The following is an 18,746-nucleotide window of genomic DNA, read 5'->3' on the forward strand; positions in this document are numbered from 1 at the left end:
TCTATATTGCAGCCGTTTTAGGTAGCAGACAATGTAAGAGCATCACTTCAAATGTCTGCCGCCATCAAGGTGCAAAGTTCTTCCTGTCATGTAGTGGCTAGCCAACACAAACTTGATGCCATCTATTATTTCCTCAAAGCCAGCTTCTGTGGGAATCAGAGCTTTCTTCAGAGCTTTGGTTTTGTATGCCTCATCGTCATGTTCATTGAACTTAATCATGGCTGGAGAGAGAGTATTTACTTTGACCTTGGGAGCCAGCATTGCTGAAAAAGACAGCGTCAGGTTGTTGAGTGCCGCTTTGCTGGCCGCGTAAGCGATGTGTTTTTTACTGCCTTTTTCTGCAACGTAATCACTGATGTGGATGATGTCTGAAGTTTTATCGCCAGACATCAGTTGGTCTTTGAGTGTTAAATTGAACAGATAAGGCACGGTAGCGTGGATCGTCATCATTTGGTGCATGATTTGTGATGCATTGTCACTGGGGGTTGTCTTGTTCTCAGGCTTCCAGTCGGAAGCGTTGTGTATGACGGCTCTGAGTGTCTTATATTCTTGACCAACATAATGAAGAAATTCTTCTAGGCTGCTTTGTTGATAAAAGTCGACTTGCTGCAAATCGGCTCCATTGTCGCGCAACAATTGCAGTTGAGGATAGTCGCTGCGGTAGGTGCCGACCACGTTGTATCCATCCGCTAAAAGTTGTTGCGCCAGTGCGAAGCCGAGTCTTTTTCCAACGCCGGTTATTAGAATCGTTTCACTCATCGTAAAAACTCAGCTCTGGTTTGAGGGTTAGTTTTGAAAATTCCACCGAGAGCGGTTGTTGAGGTTTCAGAGTTTGCATCCATGACGCCTCTGGATTTAACGCAATAATGAGTGGCTTTAATCGTCACGGCCACATTTTCTGTTTCGACTAGAGTCTGTATCGCGACTAGGATTTGCTGAGTAAGGCGTTCTTGCACTTGAGGGCGCTGGGCGAAGAATCGAACAATACGGTTGATTTTAGACAGCCCCAATATCTTGTTTTCAGGGATGTAGGCCACTTCCGCTAAACCATCGATGGTAATGAAGTGATGTTCGCACGTCGAAGTTAGATCTATGTCCGACACCTTAACCATTTCATCAACGGACATTTTGTTATCTATAACGCTGATTTTTGGGAAGTTATTGTAATCGAGCCCTGAGAAGATCTCATGTACGTACATCTTTGCAATACGATGGGGCGTTTCAGCAAGGCTATCATCAGTTAAATCGAGCCCAAGCGTACTGACCACTTCAGTTAACAGCCCTTTAATGCGGTTGTACTTTTGGTCGGGGTTCATTTCGCTCGCTGTCATTGGGGTTTCAAGTCCTTTAGCGAGTAAAGCTTCTCTTACTTTTTCGGCTTCTGTGTTTAGCATTGAGTCGCTCCTTATTAATTAGTTTTCGAGTTCTGCTTCATAGCTCAGGGTGAGCGAAACGGAATCAGCGAAGCGAAGAGCATGAGGCTTGTCAATTCTCACTTGGGCGTATCGTACCCATGGATGATCGATACAAATACCGAGTACGTCGCTGGTTAACTTTTCTAAAAGCAGAAACCTTCCTGATTCGACGTGTTGGATAATCTTCTTGCAGATGTTTTTGTAGTTAAGCGCATTGTCCACGTCATCAGAAAGACATAGATTGTTGGCGGGATAATGGATTTCTGCATTGATGACGATGTCTTGCTGCTTAGATTTTTCTTCTTCGTTGAAACCGATGAAGGTTCTGAGTCTCAGGTTTGTAATGGTGATAATGGCGTTGTGATTCATAACAGTGTCCAATCCTTAGAAAGTGAAGTCAGTTACGTGCTTGTTTTAAGAAAAGATCAGTAAAGCTCACGCGATTAAGAGTTAAGTCGTTCCTGTTGCAGTCATTCTTTTTCCAGTCATGTGCGGGCTAAGTGAAACTTAGCTCGAACGGGATGGGTTCGGTTTTCTGGCTTAACTGATCGAAGTTGTTCCAGAGTTGCTCAAAGGAGATGTCTAGCGTGGGGTGGGATTTTTTCGCGGCAATATCGACTAACGGCCTGAGCACAAATGCGTACTCAGTGATCTCGCCTCTAGGCAGCTCAACGCCATCGATAACGCCTACTTGATTGCCATAAAGCAGGATGTCGATATCCATCGTCCGTGAAGCATAGGCTTTGGTCTGACGCTTGCGATCATTCTCTGATTCTATTTGATGTAGAACCTTAACTAGCTCTGCGACAGGGAGGTCACATTCGAATCCAACGACCAAATTTAGGAAGTTATCCCCTTCGAAGCCGACAGGCTCGCAGTCGTAAAAATTAGAAATGTGCAGCGGTGCAAAGCGTTCATTCAATGCTTTGAGAGACTCAGTGATGTGGTGTTCGCGGTTAATGTTGCTTCCGATGCTGACATAGACGTTGGCCATAGTATTTCCTTCTTGTTAAGGAGCCTATACGTCCAACTCGCGATGAAGATCAGCTTTGCATCCTCTTAAAAACAGGAAGATAAAAGAAAATAGGGTTCTGCCGCAAATCGCCTCTGATAGTGATAGAATCTCCGCATTAGAATTATCGAGAATCTAGGTATTTATAAACAATGTTTATCCATCATGTTAACGGCATCGACTGGCTGGTAATTACAGCTTTTGAAGAACTGAAAACTATGTTTATCGAAGATGCTGGTCCAATCCCCTCTTGATTCTCGACCGCTAGTGAATTGAGCCTGATTGATCAAGCCAAGCGCAGCTATGGATTTTTACCTACACTCCGCGGTGTGATCACCGATACCGGTACGTATCAAAGTAAAGATCTTGAAGAAGATTTGAACCCACAGCTTGCGTGTATCGTTGAAGGGCGAGGTCGGTGTTTATTTATCACGGCGACTATGTGGCATTTGTCGATGACGAACAAACCTTCATTACCCGTATGGACTGAGAGTGATTCAGTGAGTTATGAGTTACCTTACTTTCCTTTTCAACCTACCAACCTTTGCCAAGGTAATTAATTGTTTACTACCTTGAGGAATGAGGCTATGTACCAATGCTAAACTGTACAAAACAGCATCAATGGAAGCGGTGAAGTAGGGGATCTGTAATTATTCGATGAATAAAACTTAAGCCTCGCACTCTCGATGCCCTTGTTCTTGTGGCGAGTAAGAAATAAGGCAATACCTTTTGGTTCTGGGCTCAAGATTTTGGACAATAGCAAACTCTATAATGCACACATTTTTTCTCTAGTCGCTATATATGATAGTTAAACCGCTCTAGATAGTTTCGGTTCAGTTATTTTTAGGATTACGCGCGCATTACAAACAGCTAAACCTAAAACTGTCGTTTAAATCCAAAGGTAAGATTAGGGTGCTAAATAGGTTGTCCCTAGATTCTTGGCATATTGCTGCTCTCTCATTGGGGTTGTTCACATACTTATCTAAGTACTCCGCTGTTAAAACGGGTTTTCCTTGATTAATAAAGGGCAGCAGTGCATCACATTCGTTGTACTCAAAACATTGTTCGTTAACAGCAAAGTCAAAGTACTCGACCAGTTCACTTATTTGGTCAAGGTCATTCTTTAATCCGACCGCAAGGCCTCTTTTATGCGCCTCGTTTGCAATAAATCGATTGTACGCGAGCTGATCTTGAGAAGTCAGATTGAACCCAGAGTTGTTGGTGTACCCATCCATATTATCAGGTTCAACACCATCACAACCTTTGTTCTTGGCAATATCCAGACGTTTTTTCATGATTGAATGAACGTTAGCCGAACGAATATCAAGCCAGCGTTCGTTGTCCCAGCCATCAAGTGTGTTTCCAAGCGTGTTTGGCAAGAAGAGTTCTCTATCATCTCGATAATCCTCATAAGAGCCTGCTGAAAAATAACACACCACTTTTATTCCTGATTGTTGTAAATTTTGTATTGTCGTATTTCTCGTATCAAAAAGGTCTACATCATAGAGAGCGACAGAGTAAGAGGTGTTTAAATTGCCTTCTAGCTGCCATTGCCACGTGACTGAAACAGGCGGGCGGTACCAAGAACCGGTTGTAATAGGGGCTACATTCGGTTCAAGAATAACTCGAGAGTTTGTATGATTAGACTGTTCTCCACCATCACTCGAATTACAGCCAGAAAGAATGACAGCACAAAGAAGAGTACTTAATAAGTATTTCACGATTATCTCCATTTGATTGTTTTGATGAATGTATTTTACAAATCAATCTGCATCAATGATTGTTTTTCTATTGGGTGATTTGTTACCAAGAAAGATTATTGATAAACCTCTACGAGAAAGAGGTTGGTGGGTTAGAGAGTTAGCGACTATGAAATTTAGATAAAAGGTAGTGCTGTTTATATTACATCAATAATACAGAGCAAACGACGGCTAGCTTGCTCTATCTATGGGTTTTATTTGGTTGAGGTAACGAGAAAGTGCCTCCACTAAGTCTGACTTAATCAGTGGTTTCGTTAACACTTCATTTGCACCTGCCTCAATAAAAGCTAGAGTTGATGTTTGCATGATATCGGCAGTCCAGCCAAAGATAACAAGGTCATCATGTCCAGCTTGTCGTATTTTTCGAACTGTTTCCAAACCATTCATTTCCGGCATATGGTTATCAATAATGAATAGGTTGAAACCACCTGATTCTAAGTGTGTTAAAGCCTCAAAGCCACTATTACAGGTAACGCACTCTACGTTTAATTTATCCAAGAATCCTTTGGCGATAATAAGGTTCATTTTATTGTCATCCGTCACAAGAATCTTAAATGGAGACAGATCGACTTGCTCTGTTATTGGATGCTTATCATCTTCGGCCTTAATTGATGGTAGGTTTATGACAAAGCTGAACTTGCTTCCTGTACCAAGTTCGCTTTGTACAGTAAGTTTGCCGTTCATCAAGGTCACAAGTTTATGGCAAATTGCCAACCCAAGTCCGGTCCCACCATAATGCCGAGTTGTTGAGACATCTGCTTGCTCAAACTCATTAAAGATTGAGCTCAGTCTTTCTGCTGGGATGCCGATGCCTGTGTCTTCGACCGTAAACTCCACCGCAGAGTATTCCAGGGGGGTGATACTGACAGTAATCGAACCACTTGCTGTAAACTTCAATGCGTTCCCAACTAAATTTAGAATGACTTGTCGGATCCTAACTGAATCACCGTTGTAGACAGAGGAGGTATTGCTGTTATCTAGCAAAGAAAACTCAATCCCTTTTTCTGAACATAAGGTTTGATAAGTGTTTAATACGGGGTTAGTGATGTCGCACATTTTGAATGAATGTGGATCAATTTCTAAACTGTCATTCTCAATTTTGGCTAAGTCTAGAATATCGTTAAGGATGGCAATTAAGTGCTCGCCTGAGTCGAGTGCTAACTGAAGAACTTCCCTTTGCTCAGCTTTTTCCAAGTCTTCAACCAACATCTGTAGAATACCCAGTAAGCCATTCATTGGAGTTCTAATTTCATGGCTCATTGTCGCCAAGAATAGTGATTTTGCATCATTTGCCTGGCGCGCATTGTTTGCCTGTTCTTCTAATTCTTTTTCAAGCTGCTTAAATTCTGTGATATCACGTTCAATGGCAATGAAGCGTTCAACTTCACCTTTAACGTTGCGTAAAGGTACAATATCAATATCAATCCAATAGGGCGTTTTGTCGATCGCGTAATTCAATATTTCCGCTTTAACTTGGTTCCCCTGTTGAATCGCAGAACCTATTCGATTTGCTGTGCTAACAGAAGTCTCTTCACCTTGTAGAAATGAGCCTGGCCTTAACCCTTTGATGGAGTCTAAGCGATAACCTGTCATTCGTTCAAAAGCATTGTTTACCCACTCTATACGCCCCTTATTATCGGTTATCACAACGCCATCTCTGGCTGTCTTGACTACGGTGGCAAGAAGATGACTTTCACGTTCTTGCTCTGCTAATCGTTTGTTGGATTCCTCAAGGAGCTTTTTGGAGCCTGCCAATTCTTTGTGGGGATTAACGAACAATTTTTGCCCGATAAAAAACACTAAAATTGAACTGAGTGCTAAGACAATCAAAAGCCCATTTAACAGTTCCTTCTGTAAGCTTAACAGCTGATTGGTGACAAAAGAGCGGCTTATCCCTTGAGTTAATACTAAATCACCTTTCGTTAAAGCCGTTTTAGTCAATAGCCAGTCTTCTTCACTGTATTTATTTTTAATTGGTATGTGTGAATGATGGCCATGTGAGTCATCTTCTTCAATAAGAGATGCGATCGGTGAGCTTATTTGACTAAGCTCGTACCAACGCTCTCGTTTCGTGACAAACGAGCCAAAGAAATCATCATAATCGACAGCGGTTTCACCATATAGAACGCCTACGAAATCACTGCCTTGAAGTAACGGCATAAATAGCTTGAGACAAATGTGGTTGGCATCATCATGCAAAAGGTAAAGGATACGATCATCGACTTCCTGATTCGCTATCGCGCCAAAGATAGCTTGCTCTTGCTTTGATGCGGGATGACGAAATGTATCTTCAAACAACAGCTGACCGGTGCGGTCTCGCACGGCAAATTGCATTGATTGGTTCTGCCCTTTGAATCGCTCAAGGTGAAATGAGAGCCGTTCTATATTTGAGACCGACACTGCGTCGATGACCCCTTGGTATTGCGAAGCTAAAACAATGCGGTCTTCTGCAACCTCGAGATACTTTTCCATAAAAATTTTGGCAGACTCAAGCTCAAAGCTACTGTTACCGCTTTGCAGTTGTTTGACTGTCGATTGGCTGTGATTAGAGAGTACATAAAGTGAAATGCCGCCGTAGGTCAAAGACGTAAGCAAGAGAAAGAGTACAAGCAACACTTTGGGGCTAATTGAAGATAGCTTGGTCATGCTTAAATGACTTCCATGTTATTTTTCGGAGTTATATAAAAAATATAGGATAGATATCTTGTTTATGAGCTTGTTTATCCTTTTTGTCGAATGACTGGCCTCATTCTTATTGCCTTTGATTAGCCGAGATATTGCAAAACGTGCTTAGATATCTATGTTTAATATACGAATGTTAATACGAAAGGGGCATGTTAAACATGAATGCCACTCCCATTAAAGTCCTGTTTGTATGCGTGAAGAAAGGTGTAAGAGCGGCTATCGCTAAAGCGATGGTTGAGAAGCAATCCAACGGGATGATTCAAGCTAGCTGCTCTGGTTTTGAGACGGGAGAAACCCCTAAAGCTATCTTAGATGAGCTGTCTAGCGTGCTTGACCTTGTAATAAAGGGCGAAAGTAAGACAGTATTTGAATTCAAAAAGACCAATGAAAGATTCGATTACGTGATTACGCTTTGTGACCAATCGAGCAACGAGCAGTGCAACTTATTTGTCGGATGCGTCAACGTGGTTTGCTCTCACGTACCCCATAGGCTCCATTGGGCTATCCCAAATCTGGCGGCCGCCCTAGAGCTGTCAGGGAGCGAAAGGACCCAGTTTGTAAGAGGGGTTGTAGAACAAATAGATCTTAAAGTGGCGCAACTTGTGGCAATAGCACAAATAAACGGCTAAATGGTCTCTGAGTTTGGTTTAACGCGGATTTACTCACCTTACAGGTAATTTTGTTTTTGTCTTTACCTGCCCAAACGCGAAGCTAGATTCAATTGAAGCAATATTGGGTAGGCGAGTTAACTGCTTGCGGATGAATTGCTCGTAGCTTTTGAGAGACTCGCTCACCACATGCAATAGGTAGTCGTGATTACCTGTCATTAAAAAACACTCTAACACTTCATCAATTGCTTCAATGTGCTGTTCAAAGTCTCGCATGTTCTCTTCGGTAGGCTTTTCAAGCTTCACCAACACAAACACATTCACGGGCAGGCCGCACGCTTCTTGATCGATACAGGCGTGATAACCGCGAATAATCCCTTGCTTCTCTAATGAGCGAACTCGGCGCAAACAAGGGGAGGGAGAAAGTGCCACTCGATCGGCCAACTCTTGATTCGTCAGCCGAGCGTTGTTTTGCAGTTCAGCCAGTATTTTCTTGTCGATCTCATCCATTGGCATAATCCATCAATATTGAATTCAGTTTGGCAATATTATTGCTCAAAGTGTATGTCTTACTTCGCAAATAGCAATTTTTAACATCTGCACAAAACTAAAATTAAAGGAGGAACAACAAGCATGGAATGACTTAGGAACTATGCATACTTCAACTCAACTTAGCCCGCTGCGTAAAACAACCAAACATGAACAAGCAGAAGCCCTAGCCATTGAGCAAGCAAAGCACTTTGGTATCGACCCAAACAGTGATTACGGCGTCACGCTGATTGAACTGGCGACGACACTGTACCAAGCCAATACCAAAACACACGACCTTTGGGCACTGACCGTCGACGGCCTTTCAGAGCTCGACAAGAGTGACCGAATTGCTTGGTTTAACGCGAAACGTTTCTTGTCATTCCAGATCGCTAAGATCCTCGACAACCTGCAAAACCCAATGCGTGCCACTTACCAATCCATTGCCACCAATAATGGTAATTTTGCGTCTAAAGGTGCGTATCCAATTTTCGATAATGTGGCTGCTATCTTCTCGGCAAGCCCGGTTATTACGCGCACTGCCACGTATTTGTTTGCGTGCACAGAATGGATTGAAGATGCGTTCAACGGTAAAGAGCCGCTGCACGATATCTATTCTCGACTGCTTAACCCAACATCGATTTCACTGGCTAACCACATGGTTGATATTGAGGCCGGCTCTCGAGCCAACGAATACCTCGCGTGGAACTTTAATTCTGGGATGGCGGCCATTGATGGGTTGTTGAGTCACTTGCTTGGGTATGAGGACATTGTACTGGCTTCACGTAACATCTATGGCGGTTCTTACCAGCTGTTGGAAGATTGGTTTGGCAAGCCGTCGAATCTGAATATCGCGGTAGAGTGGGTGGATGGTTACTCAGGAGATGAGTTTGCGACTCGCCTTGATGAGGTTGCCGAAAAATACGCAGGTCGCCTCGCCGCGGGTAAGAAGATCTACGTTTACCTTGAGTCACCGTGTAACCCGCATGGATACGTGTTGGATGTTGCGAGTATAAGCAAAGCTGGTCACGTTCGTGGTTGGGATGTGATTGTTGACTCGACAGTCGGCACTCCATTGTTGCACCCAGTACTAAAACGCGATGATGTGATGGAAAGGCCAGACTATGTGATTCACTCCTACACCAAAGAACTGGCGGGTTCTGGCACCACAACCGCTGGGGTTGTGATTGGCCGCAACGAGACCATGTTTGTTCCAAAAGGAGAAGAGGTCACTTGCACTAAGCCTAACGGCGATGAGGTCACTATTCCATGGAACGAAACGTTGTTTTGGAATGTGTACTACATTAAAGGCGCATTTTTAGATGCAGACAAAGCGTTTGAAGTGCTCAATGGCATGAAAACCTATGAGATGCGTGTGGTGCAAAAAACCATTAATACACTGACTCTCGCAAAGATCTTTGATGCTCACCCAGACATCAATGTGTCGTGTCCTGCTTTGCCAGACAGTGATAACTATGAGCATTGCCAGAACAACATGTACTTAGGATTACCCGCGGCGCTGTTTACTATCGATATGGAAGGGAACGGCCATCGCGCACCAATCAATCGAGATGGGTTTAAACAGTTCTTCGATATGCTTGAGCCCGCAATCGGTATGCAAGTGAGCCTAGGGCAAACCAATACAGTCGCGTTATGTCCGGCACTGACCACGCACTCAGAGCTGAGCGATGAGGCTCTCAATGAAGCCGGCATCAGACCAACCACAATGCGTATCTCTATTGGCTTAGAAGATCCTCGCATGTTCATTGCTCATATTATCGAAGCAGCGAAGTTATCGATTGACCGCAAACACGCTGATTTCTCATCGAGCTTCCCGAGTAACGACCGTATCGATGAAATCTATATGCAAACTTATATGGATGTACACCAGAGGTTTGTGAAGAACTTGCCGAAGTTTAGTCAGCTCACTCAGTAAATAAAAAAACACCCTGCTGACTTATTAATCGGCAGGGTGCTTATCTCTAACCAATTTCTTAGTCCTTGGTCTGATGACCAGTCTTCTTGGCGAATTTTTGCATAGCCTCAGCAAAGGTTGTTGTTCCGCCCTTCGCTTTAACTTGAACGACTTTATAACCTAGTTTTTCCAGTGCTTGGCGCTCTGCTAAAACCGCTTTATCGTCTGGCAGACTACCCTGTACAGGCTGATGAATGTAGCACCCTTCTAGTTGACCATCTTCGACCAGTTGGTGGTGTTTCAGTGCATTGATATCAAAATTCATAGTCAGTCTTTTCGTTTAAATGGAGAGTCTCTGTGGCAAAGGCCGCAAGTCTTTATAATTCTATGGTTTGTACCATACGGCATTTTAACTATAAGAAGCTAGTGTAAATACAGTAATCCAATGGAATACAGTCGGGCACGTCTTACTTTCTTGAATCTCTTATTGATTCTAGAAAAAGGGGGTAACTGAATGCGACCTTTAAAGTGCAGTGTAGATTGAGCAATAGAGAGCGTTTTAGCCTAATAGCCGATTAAGTATCTTGTTTTTTTGCTGCCTCTAAATACCATCTTCATTATTTTCGCACAGAAAACGGATGTGACTACAATTCCGCTGCAGATTCCTATGTAGAGAGTAATGTTAAAGTCGCTTTTCACGGTGCCGCCGAAGTATTTAGCGTCTGCGATTTCGAGGATCAGTAGCAACCAAGGGTGGATGAAAAATATCGCAAAGCTTGTATCTAACCATTTGGATTTAAAACTCAATTTTTCAAGCGCGCCGTAAAGTAAAAAGATGAGGGCAATCTTTTGAATAAAAACCACATCTATCCCATCATACTCAAAAAAGGGCTTATGTGAGTTGCCATTGATGCCAGTGTAACTTTGATAAAAAGAGAGTATTACAACAACGAATAACAATAAAAGTAACGTTTTATTATCTAGGTACTGACTTACTTTATCTTTATTCATACACACACTAATTCCGATCAAATATATAGGCGTAAAATACACTAGAGACTGGAGTGGATTAGTCCCTTCAACAGCACGATGTATAAACAGAGAGAGTATCGAAAGGGAACAAATAATAATAAGCTGGAATTTTGGGGCGGATTTGATAAAAAGCATGTGCATAGGAGCAGTTAAAAAGCACAGAAGAACAAAGGGGATATACCAATAAGCAGTGAGGAAATGCCCCGTTAACATGTACTTTAATGCGGTGGTGGCATCTGAATCTGATGGCTGAAACAGTACGCCATTGCGATACGCACTTTCCGGGTCAACCATGTACTCAACAGGATTAAAGTAGCCCGAATTAAGTAAATAGTAAGCGAGAACAGCGATGCTCCCAAGAAGCAAGTAAGGCACACCTACATTTTTAAACTTTCCCTTAATGAACTTACTGTAACCATAGCGAGGGTAGAATACGTGGTAAAACATATAACCTGATATAAAAACAAAGAGCGACGTGCCTCCTGTTATTATGTTTTTTAGAACATTTCCAATCTCACCTGTACTTGATAACCCGTAAGTGTACGAATGTCCCATGACGATTAGAATGATGGTAATCCCTCTAAAATTACTTATTGATTGTAGAAACATATAAATTTCTCTTTTTGTGTTGGCGTCGAATTACCCCTTATTAAACTATAGACCTGATTAAACGTTACCTTTTCTGATTTTATTCATAAATACGACTTAACCTTTCTCAACCACTGACGAAAACGGTTAAGTCAGTTAGGTCGGCTAATTAGGCGAACTAGATGGAAATCGTATCTGCAGATACAAACCGAAGTTATTGCTTTAAGTTACGCCTAACTAAATCGTGCATTTGCTTTATTGTCATCAGTGCCAACCAGATGATTTCTTCGACTGAGCGTTGACCTGTTGTAGAAGTGGGGTGCTCGGCATCGGTTTGATTGGTTAGCGCTGGCAGTTCATGGATGCGGTTATCACGAATGGTATTGATCAACGCATCCATCGCATTATGAATCAAGCTTTCGACTTGTTGCGAGCCTTGGTATTGGGTGCCTTTTCTTACAAGTGGAATCAGCAAGCAGAGGTAATGGCTCAATAATCGATAGTGACTCAGCATGTCTTCGTAATAGTGAGGATCGGTGCGAGTGTGCTTAGGCTCTTGCTGCATCTCATTGTAAATCAGTTCAAGGTCGCTTTCGGCTGTTAACATGGCAGCACGTTGCTTAGTTAATGCAAGATGGTCATGTTGTTCGGTGTCAATTTGTAGCTGTTCGTAGCAATACACAAACAAGTTTTTGGAACTATTAAGCGCTTTTAACGCTTGATTGTGGATCTCTTTGCCTCGCCATTGAGGCCATAACAAACTATAACCGAGTAGGACAATCGCGCCCCCAACTATGTTGTCGATCAAACGTGGCGCTGCGAAGTCGAGCCCTTGGTGTGCCATGGCCTGATAAACCAAAATCAATAGCGCGGTAATACAACCAATGGCTAGTGAGTAATGGCGCATGATATTAAGCATCGCGACGGGCAAGAGAATGACAATTAGCGTATACATCGCGGTCGTTGGCACACCAATGTGAATCAAAGATGTGGCGAATAGCACGCCAAGCGCCGTACCTAAACAGCGCTGCCATGTTTTACTTCGTGTTGCTAAGAAGCTAGGCTGAATCACCATTAGCATTGAAATCAGCACCCAGTCCGGGCGAATCAATTCAAAATATTCCGCAATTCCTGCACCAAGGGAAAACATCAAACTAACACGGGTAACATGACGCCAAATAGGGTTGCCTCGGCTTGGTAGGCGAAAAGACAATTCGAACGGCTGAACTTCAAAAGAGCGTTCATAAGCGGGTTCATTAAGCTCAATACGACGGGAAATGTGCTTCACTGCGTATGCCCAATAACGAAAACGGGGTTGGTCTTCGAGCTTGACCGCTTCAATCAAGTCATTGGCTTCTTGCTCTAATGAGCTTAAGTGCCTCATCTCTTCGTTAGTGTTGTGTAGAAGCTGTTTTGCTTTGTGTCTTAGTCTTTGCTGACAATGTTGGCTCCAAACCAATAGCAAGTCTCGTTTGTGTTTGCTGGACTGAAATTGGTTCATTAGATCGGGATTCGTTGTGTGGCTGCTGAGTATCACTTCAAACGTATCGAGAGCGAGATACAAAGCTTGTCGGAGTGAACTAGCATCTGCTTGCTTAGATCGAAAAGATTCGGATTGAAGAGCCTGTTGGAACAACTCGATGAGTTGGTATTTGATGCGTCTTTTCGGTGCATCATTTTCGCTACCTAGCAGGAATACTTGGCGATATTGGATGTAATCTGCCAACGTTTCGTAAATTGCGGATAGACACACACGCAGCGCATAGTGCTTCCATAACGCAAACCAAAGCCAACTAAAGAGCGCAAAAGTAAGAGGCCCGAGTACCAACATAGGGTACAAGCTTAGTGCTGAATTGGAATTATGAAGTGAGAGGGTGACGACGGCTATTAATAGGCTCGACATGCCTAGTCGCCCCCAAAATGGCCCATTGACTGCAGCGCTAGCAAGTACGGCACCAAGTACCCCAAAGGTTATCCATAAAGGCAGTCCACTAATAAGTAGTAGGTAACTTATGGCTTGAGTGGCTCCCCAAGTGGTGGCGGTAATAGCAAAGCGCGTCCACCGCCTAGGGCCAGCAGCGTCAAGCCCGCTAATTAAGGCGGCTGGCATTGTCATCAGTGCAGTCATGGCGATAGCGGGTTGGTTGAACAACACGCCTAAACCGAGAAATAGTACAATGGCGCTGGTGGCACGAAGCCCCAAATTGATGGCTGGGTCGTACCAGATCTTACGTAGAATGGCAGGGGAGAACGTCATGTGGATACCTTGTTTTTTACTTGTTAGATGGACCAACTTTAGAAAAGAATCCAATCATTTAGTGGCACTCTGTAACTATAGAGTGCCACGAATAAAATTTGAAGATATCAAGATGCTTGGGATTGACCTACTCGTTGGATCTCTGGTCTGAACGGTATCTATGAGCTCGACAAAAACTACATTGATTCAGTTTCTATAATTTCATTCATTAAACGATCAATTTGGAACACGACTTGGATACTTGCGTCTTCCATAGCTTTAACTGATTTAATTGTTCCTTCAATGTCCTCAGATGCTGCTTGATTCATTGCTTTACGACCATTGTCATGCACCTGTTTATGAGGTTCTTCAAGCAATTGATAACTTCTCAGGTGGTTGTAAGCCTTGCCATCACCACGATAATACCACTGACCTAAACGACACTCTGAGTGAGTGTTGATCGTTTCACTAAAGGCACCGCTTTGGAGTAAACGATAGGTGTTATTTTTCCAAATGGCGTGATCGAGCTTCACCGAATCCAAGAAAGCGCGAGTGGAAGCAATATGAATAACTTGCTTCATGTTTTCCGACTTCACGACGACTTCATTAACAATTGAGCTAATTTGTGCAGAAGATGCTGACACTTCTTCTGCACAAACTTGGTTTTCACCGATAGAGGTTTTAATCGCATTTACTTGAGTCAAAACTTGTTTCACCAATGAATCAATTTTTTCACTGGCTTCGCTGGCTTTACCTGCAAGGGTTCTTACTTCATCGGCGACGACAGCGAACCCGCGTCCAGCCTCACCCGCGCGAGCGGCCTCGATAGCAGCATTTAGCGCCAGTAAGTTCGTTTGGTCAGAAATCTCTTGAATAGTTGATACAAGGTTAGAAATAGCACCAGCCGTATGATCCAATATATCCACAGATTGAATGCTTTGAGACGCCTGATCGCTGATCTTGATTGCTCGGTTGTCTAGGCGAACCAATGCTTGATGTGTTTGTTTAAACATATCATCTAGCTGTTGAAGCTCTTGGTTTTCATGAGCCATAGATTTAGCACTTTCAACCATCTCTTTTTGAATGGTTTTGAGCATATCTCCACCTTTCAAGCAATTAGACATCATTTCACTACTGTTACGATGTTGTTGATGTGTCGATTGAGCAAGGTTTTGCGACTTATTTAATTCCATTTCGAGAGCATTAATATCAGATTGATGCTTCTTTTTTAGTTCGGCTAGTTGTTTTTTTAGTAATTGGTTTTCTAGTTTTATTTGTTTTATTCCAAACATAAAATACCTATATGTATAGAGCGAAAAGCTATTCAAGGGGCTGATAATGAAGCTCGGGGTTGATAACGTATTGGTTTTAAAGGTAATAATTACCGGTTGGATTGTAACAAAATATTATTAGGTTGTTAGCCTTATTATCTTGGCTAGGTTGATTAATGACTAGTAAATCACTTTTTTGTTTGGATATTTAGTTTTTTATCTATTTTTACCAGCTTTCATAATACTGTTTAATAGGTGGTTTTATGTTGATTAACATTATTAATGTTAAGTCTTAATTATCGTTTAAATTAGAACGCACTAATGCAAGAGGTAGGGTTGTTTTTTGAACAAATTTTCACTTAATACTCTTTAGAATGAATTCTTATTAAGTTGGTTGTCATTATTAATTTTTCTAATATTCAGATTGCAATAGGCTTGCTAATGAATAAATAAAACCTTAACATTCACATTTGTTATCACTCGTTTGTATAATATTTTATTTATCAATAATTAAATGTTAGAACCATTTAATTATTGTGGATATAAGCATTCTATAGTGACGGGAAATACTTCGTATATGGGACGTCATGCACTCAATAGTAGATATGGTCATAGCTAAAAATATCTCATATCGAACTTTAATGGATTAAAAAAATGAAAATAAAGACATTGGCTTTAGCGGCTATACTCGCTTTGAATTCTCAACCTGCCTTGAGTTATAGCACCGAGAGGTGGATGGAGGATCTTTTCAGTAACACAAGGCGAGATACTCCGCTTAACAATATTATTATTCCGGGGAGCCACGATAGCGGTGCTTACGACGCGCAAAACTATAGTAAAAAGGCAGCCGGCGTTAATTTCCCACTTTCGAAACTAAGAGACTGGTCTGAGACACAAGATTTGAGTGTAAGAAAGCAGTTGAATGCCGGTACACGCTTTTTAGATTTGAGAATATATGAAGACCGAGGGGAGTATTACTTTGCTCACTCGCTTATTTACGGAAAAATCGACAACATTTTAAATGAGGTAAGCCAGTTCTTAGATGAAAACCGAGGCGAAATCGTCATCATAAAGTCTACATTTGTCCGTAATGTAACTAACACTGATAATTTTTATCAATCCTTGTGTACTAACAATTCCATCTCAAAGCATCTAATAACAAATGAGTTAAAACCAACATCTAAATACAAAGATCTCATTAAAGCCGGAAACTTAATTATTATACCTGATAAAAGTGTGTCTGGATGTGGGGCCAGTTTTTGGCCGCGCCAACGTCTAAATAGCTATTACAAAGAGGACATCTATCAAAACCCTAATAAAATAGGAAATTGGATTTCGTCGGAGTTAGCTAAGAGTCGAAGCGCAAACAACAATCGACTATATACGGAGCAGCACATTGTTACTCCCACTGCGGAGGTAATTCTCAAAGGTGTGGCTGAAACCCTGGCCAGTACAGCATTATGTACCTTAAGTATTAATCTATTTTGCAAAAACGTGACGGGCTTTTCGACAAACTTGAAAGAGTATGATGCTAAAACTGCGAAACATAACTCCATCGGTTGGCTTTACAACCATTACCACAAGGGAAGCCGTTCGAACATTGTTTTACGAGATTTCGTTTCTGAAGGTAAAAACAGGAAAATTATTGATTTTAATTTGAATAACCGAGATGTCATGGTTCGTGGTCGAGCTGAAAAGGACGATTCATTTGGCAAGGTATTCTCTAGTGGTGATTACAACGGAGATGGCGTGGCTGATTTGCTTGTTGGTTACCCGACTGAGGATATCAATGGTGATAATGATGCCGGCGCAGTGACGGTGGTTTACGGAGGTGATTCACTTCCTTCAAAAGGCTTGAGTATGTTGAGTTCCAGAGGCTTTCACCAAGACTCTAGCGGACTGTCTGGCATGTTTACCGAAGGCGGTGACCTGTTTGGTTCTGCGTTAGCGAGCGGCGATTTTAACAATGATGGTTTTGATGATGTTGCCATTGGGTCCCCAAATGAAGATATCGATGGGAAATCTAATGTTGGTATGGTCACTGTGCTGTATGGAGGAAACAAAGGACTCACTACTTCAGGCTATCAATTATTAAAAGAAGCCAATATTAGTAAGGGCAAGCAAGAAAAAGAAGACAAGTTTGGCTTCGCATTAGCCAGCCACGACTTCGATGGGGATGGTTATGATGATCTGGCCATCGGTTCTCCATATGAAGATATCGGCTCTAAAGATAATGCAGGCGTAGTCTATGTGAGCTATGGCACCAGCAATGGGCTAAGTAAGAAGCGTATTAGTAGGTTCCACCAAAATAACTCCGGCTTAGAGCGCATGGCAGCAGAGAAAGATGACCGTTTTGGACATGAGTTAGCGGCTGGAGACTTTAACGGCGATGGGCTAGGCGATTTGGCGGTTGGCGCGCCATATGAAGATTTAGGTGATGGTGATGATGAAGGGATGGTTGTTGTGCTTTTTGGCACCACTCAAGGTCTTCGTACGATGGAGTATCGTTTTTACCATGGTGATAGAAGTGGTTTTGCTGGCAGTGCTGAAAAGAACGACCATTTTGGCTACACGCTAGCAGCTGGTGATTTTAATAATGACGGCATTGATGAGCTCGTTATTGGTGTTCCATACGAGGATTTGGGCTCTGGCGGAAACAATAATGACGGATTTGTTTTCGTGCTCAGAGGTACAAGCAGTGGCCCTTCAAGAAATAGCATTCGTGAGATTCATCAAGACAAGTCTGGTGTGCATGGCTCCGCTGAAAAAGATGATAAATTTGGTTTCGCACTAACGACTGGAGACTTTGATGGTGATGGTTATCAAGACTTAGCTATTGGTTCACCAACGGAAGACTTGGCGGGCAAGGACAATGGAGGCAAAGTGGATGTATTCTTTGGTTCTGGTAACGGCTTACGATTAAGCGGAAGCCGTGAATACAATCAAAATAAAAACAATATCACTGGTAGCGTCGAAAAGGACGACAAGTTTGGCTACAGCTTGATGGCTGGAGATTTTGATGGTGATGACAAGGACGATCTCGTTATAGGTGTTCCATTTGAAGACCTAGGCAGTGGCGGTAACAACAATGATGGTACCGTTCATGTGTTATACGGTGACTCTGATAGAGACTTAAACGGTAGAGAGCAAGAAGTTAGACAAGGGACGCGATAGTTACAAGGGACGCTATAGCTACGAAGGCCCTCCTTTCAATAGGAGGGCCTGCATAAATGTTGGAGGTCATTCTATGACTAGTAGAACGACTTCTCTATGCGATGTGTTTTAGCACCTACAATTCAGCCCCTATAACCATATTCTTTTTATTTTATTTGGCCATGGAATGACGACATAATCTTACCTGATTTTTTATATAAAACTCCTAAAATGCATGTTTGAAGATAATTAGAAAATTTATAGACATTTAATGTGTAATCCCTTTTTATATTCTTCTAATAAACTAATTTCTAATTAAGTTAATCTCTAAATTAGTTGTATTCTAATTTTACTATTCCTAATTTACCAAAACCTTAAATAATTAAAGTTATTTAAAAAAACATATAATGTAAGTTATCATCAATATCCCAATTAAAATATCAATAAGGAAATAGCTTGTGTTATTAAATGGTTCACATAGAGATGTGAATATTAAAGAAATTGAAGGTATATGCTCAAATAGTGATAGCAACCTAGAAAAAA

At 42.1% G+C, this 18,746-nt stretch carries 14 protein-coding genes and 1 pseudogene; 4 read left to right on the plus strand and 11 right to left on the minus strand.

Translation table 11 applies throughout. From position 1 onward, the window contains the following. Positions 1-42: 42 nt before the first annotated feature. The 4 genes from folM to folK form a co-directional block, all read right to left on the minus strand. A complete protein-coding gene (gene folM / locus CWO27_RS17175) occupies positions 43-759 on the minus strand; it encodes a dihydromonapterin reductase (RefSeq protein WP_102479175.1) in 717 nt (238 codons plus the stop codon). After that, complete coding sequence (gene folE / locus CWO27_RS17180) at positions 756-1,394, minus strand: GTP cyclohydrolase I FolE (RefSeq protein WP_102431301.1); 639 nt, start codon at positions 1,392-1,394, stop codon at positions 756-758. Before folE ends, folM begins: the two co-directional genes overlap by 4 nt. Positions 1,395-1,412: 18 nt before the next feature. Next, on the minus strand, positions 1,413-1,784 hold the full coding sequence (gene folX, locus CWO27_RS17185) for a dihydroneopterin triphosphate 2'-epimerase (RefSeq protein ID WP_048664833.1): 372 nt from the start codon (positions 1,782-1,784) through the stop codon (positions 1,413-1,415). A 127-nt stretch (positions 1,785-1,911) separates the two neighbouring features. Continuing rightward, positions 1,912-2,409, minus strand: a complete 498-nt coding sequence (gene folK / locus CWO27_RS17190) for a 2-amino-4-hydroxy-6-hydroxymethyldihydropteridine diphosphokinase (protein WP_048668616.1) — start codon at positions 2,407-2,409, stop codon at positions 1,912-1,914. Between the two features lie 170 nt (positions 2,410-2,579). On the opposite strand from folK, the pseudogene CWO27_RS17195 reads away from it, so the two are divergent. Further along, positions 2,580-2,917: pseudogene (locus CWO27_RS17195) on the plus strand (cytosolic protein). A 370-nt stretch (positions 2,918-3,287) separates the two neighbouring features. On the opposite strand, the gene CWO27_RS17200 reads toward CWO27_RS17195, so the two are convergent. Both CWO27_RS17200 and CWO27_RS17205 read right to left on the minus strand, forming a co-directional pair. Next, positions 3,288-4,148: an endo alpha-1,4 polygalactosaminidase gene (locus CWO27_RS17200; protein WP_102431299.1), complete on the minus strand. Its 861-nt coding sequence runs from the start codon at positions 4,146-4,148 to the stop codon at positions 3,288-3,290. A gap of 210 nt (positions 4,149-4,358) precedes the next feature. Then, a complete protein-coding gene (locus CWO27_RS17205; protein ID WP_102479173.1) occupies positions 4,359-6,833 on the minus strand; it encodes a PAS domain-containing hybrid sensor histidine kinase/response regulator in 2,475 nt (824 codons plus the stop codon). Positions 6,834-7,030: 197 nt separating this feature from the next. Here CWO27_RS17205 and CWO27_RS17210 point away from each other — a divergent pair, with 197 nt between their 5' ends. Then, positions 7,031-7,501 (plus strand): arsenate reductase/protein-tyrosine-phosphatase family protein, encoded by a 471-nt coding sequence (locus tag CWO27_RS17210; RefSeq protein WP_102479172.1) that lies wholly within the window; start codon positions 7,031-7,033, stop codon positions 7,499-7,501. 33 nt (positions 7,502-7,534) lie between these two features. Here the strand turns inward: CWO27_RS17210 and CWO27_RS17215 are convergent, their stop codons facing one another. After that, positions 7,535-7,990: an Lrp/AsnC family transcriptional regulator gene (locus CWO27_RS17215; protein WP_017106082.1), complete on the minus strand. Its 456-nt coding sequence runs from the start codon at positions 7,988-7,990 to the stop codon at positions 7,535-7,537. 142 nt (positions 7,991-8,132) lie between these two features. Here CWO27_RS17215 and CWO27_RS17220 point away from each other — a divergent pair, with 142 nt between their 5' ends. After that, positions 8,133-9,944 (plus strand): PLP-dependent transferase, encoded by a 1,812-nt coding sequence (locus CWO27_RS17220; RefSeq protein WP_107899278.1) that lies wholly within the window; start codon positions 8,133-8,135, stop codon positions 9,942-9,944. Between the two features lie 58 nt (positions 9,945-10,002). On the opposite strand, the gene CWO27_RS17225 is transcribed toward CWO27_RS17220, so the two are convergent. The 4 genes from CWO27_RS17225 to CWO27_RS17240 all read right to left on the minus strand — a co-directional run bounded on the left by CWO27_RS17225 (position 10,003) and on the right by CWO27_RS17240 (position 15,071). Further along, entirely contained in the window at positions 10,003-10,248 is a 246-nt protein-coding gene (locus CWO27_RS17225) for a hypothetical protein (RefSeq protein ID WP_048658464.1), read from the minus strand. Between the two features lie 239 nt (positions 10,249-10,487). After that, positions 10,488-11,564: an acyltransferase family protein gene (locus CWO27_RS17230; protein ID WP_107899279.1), complete on the minus strand. Its 1,077-nt coding sequence runs from the start codon at positions 11,562-11,564 to the stop codon at positions 10,488-10,490. Positions 11,565-11,757: 193 nt separating this feature from the next. After that, on the minus strand, positions 11,758-13,800 hold the full coding sequence (locus tag CWO27_RS17235) for an FUSC family protein (RefSeq protein WP_102479716.1): 2,043 nt from the start codon (positions 13,798-13,800) through the stop codon (positions 11,758-11,760). A 176-nt stretch (positions 13,801-13,976) separates the two neighbouring features. Continuing rightward, positions 13,977-15,071 (minus strand): methyl-accepting chemotaxis protein, encoded by a 1,095-nt coding sequence (locus CWO27_RS17240; RefSeq protein ID WP_102431294.1) that lies wholly within the window; start codon positions 15,069-15,071, stop codon positions 13,977-13,979. 633 nt (positions 15,072-15,704) lie between these two features. Here CWO27_RS17240 and CWO27_RS17245 point away from each other — a divergent pair. Beyond that, positions 15,705-18,224, plus strand: coding sequence for an FG-GAP-like repeat-containing protein (locus CWO27_RS17245; protein ID WP_107899280.1), 2,520 nt, complete (start codon positions 15,705-15,707; stop codon positions 18,222-18,224). Positions 18,225-18,746: the final 522 nt, after the last annotated feature.

This window comes from Vibrio sp. 10N.286.51.C3 (assembly GCF_003050065.1).
Taxonomy (GTDB): Bacteria; Pseudomonadota; Gammaproteobacteria; order Enterobacterales; family Vibrionaceae; genus Vibrio; species Vibrio crassostreae.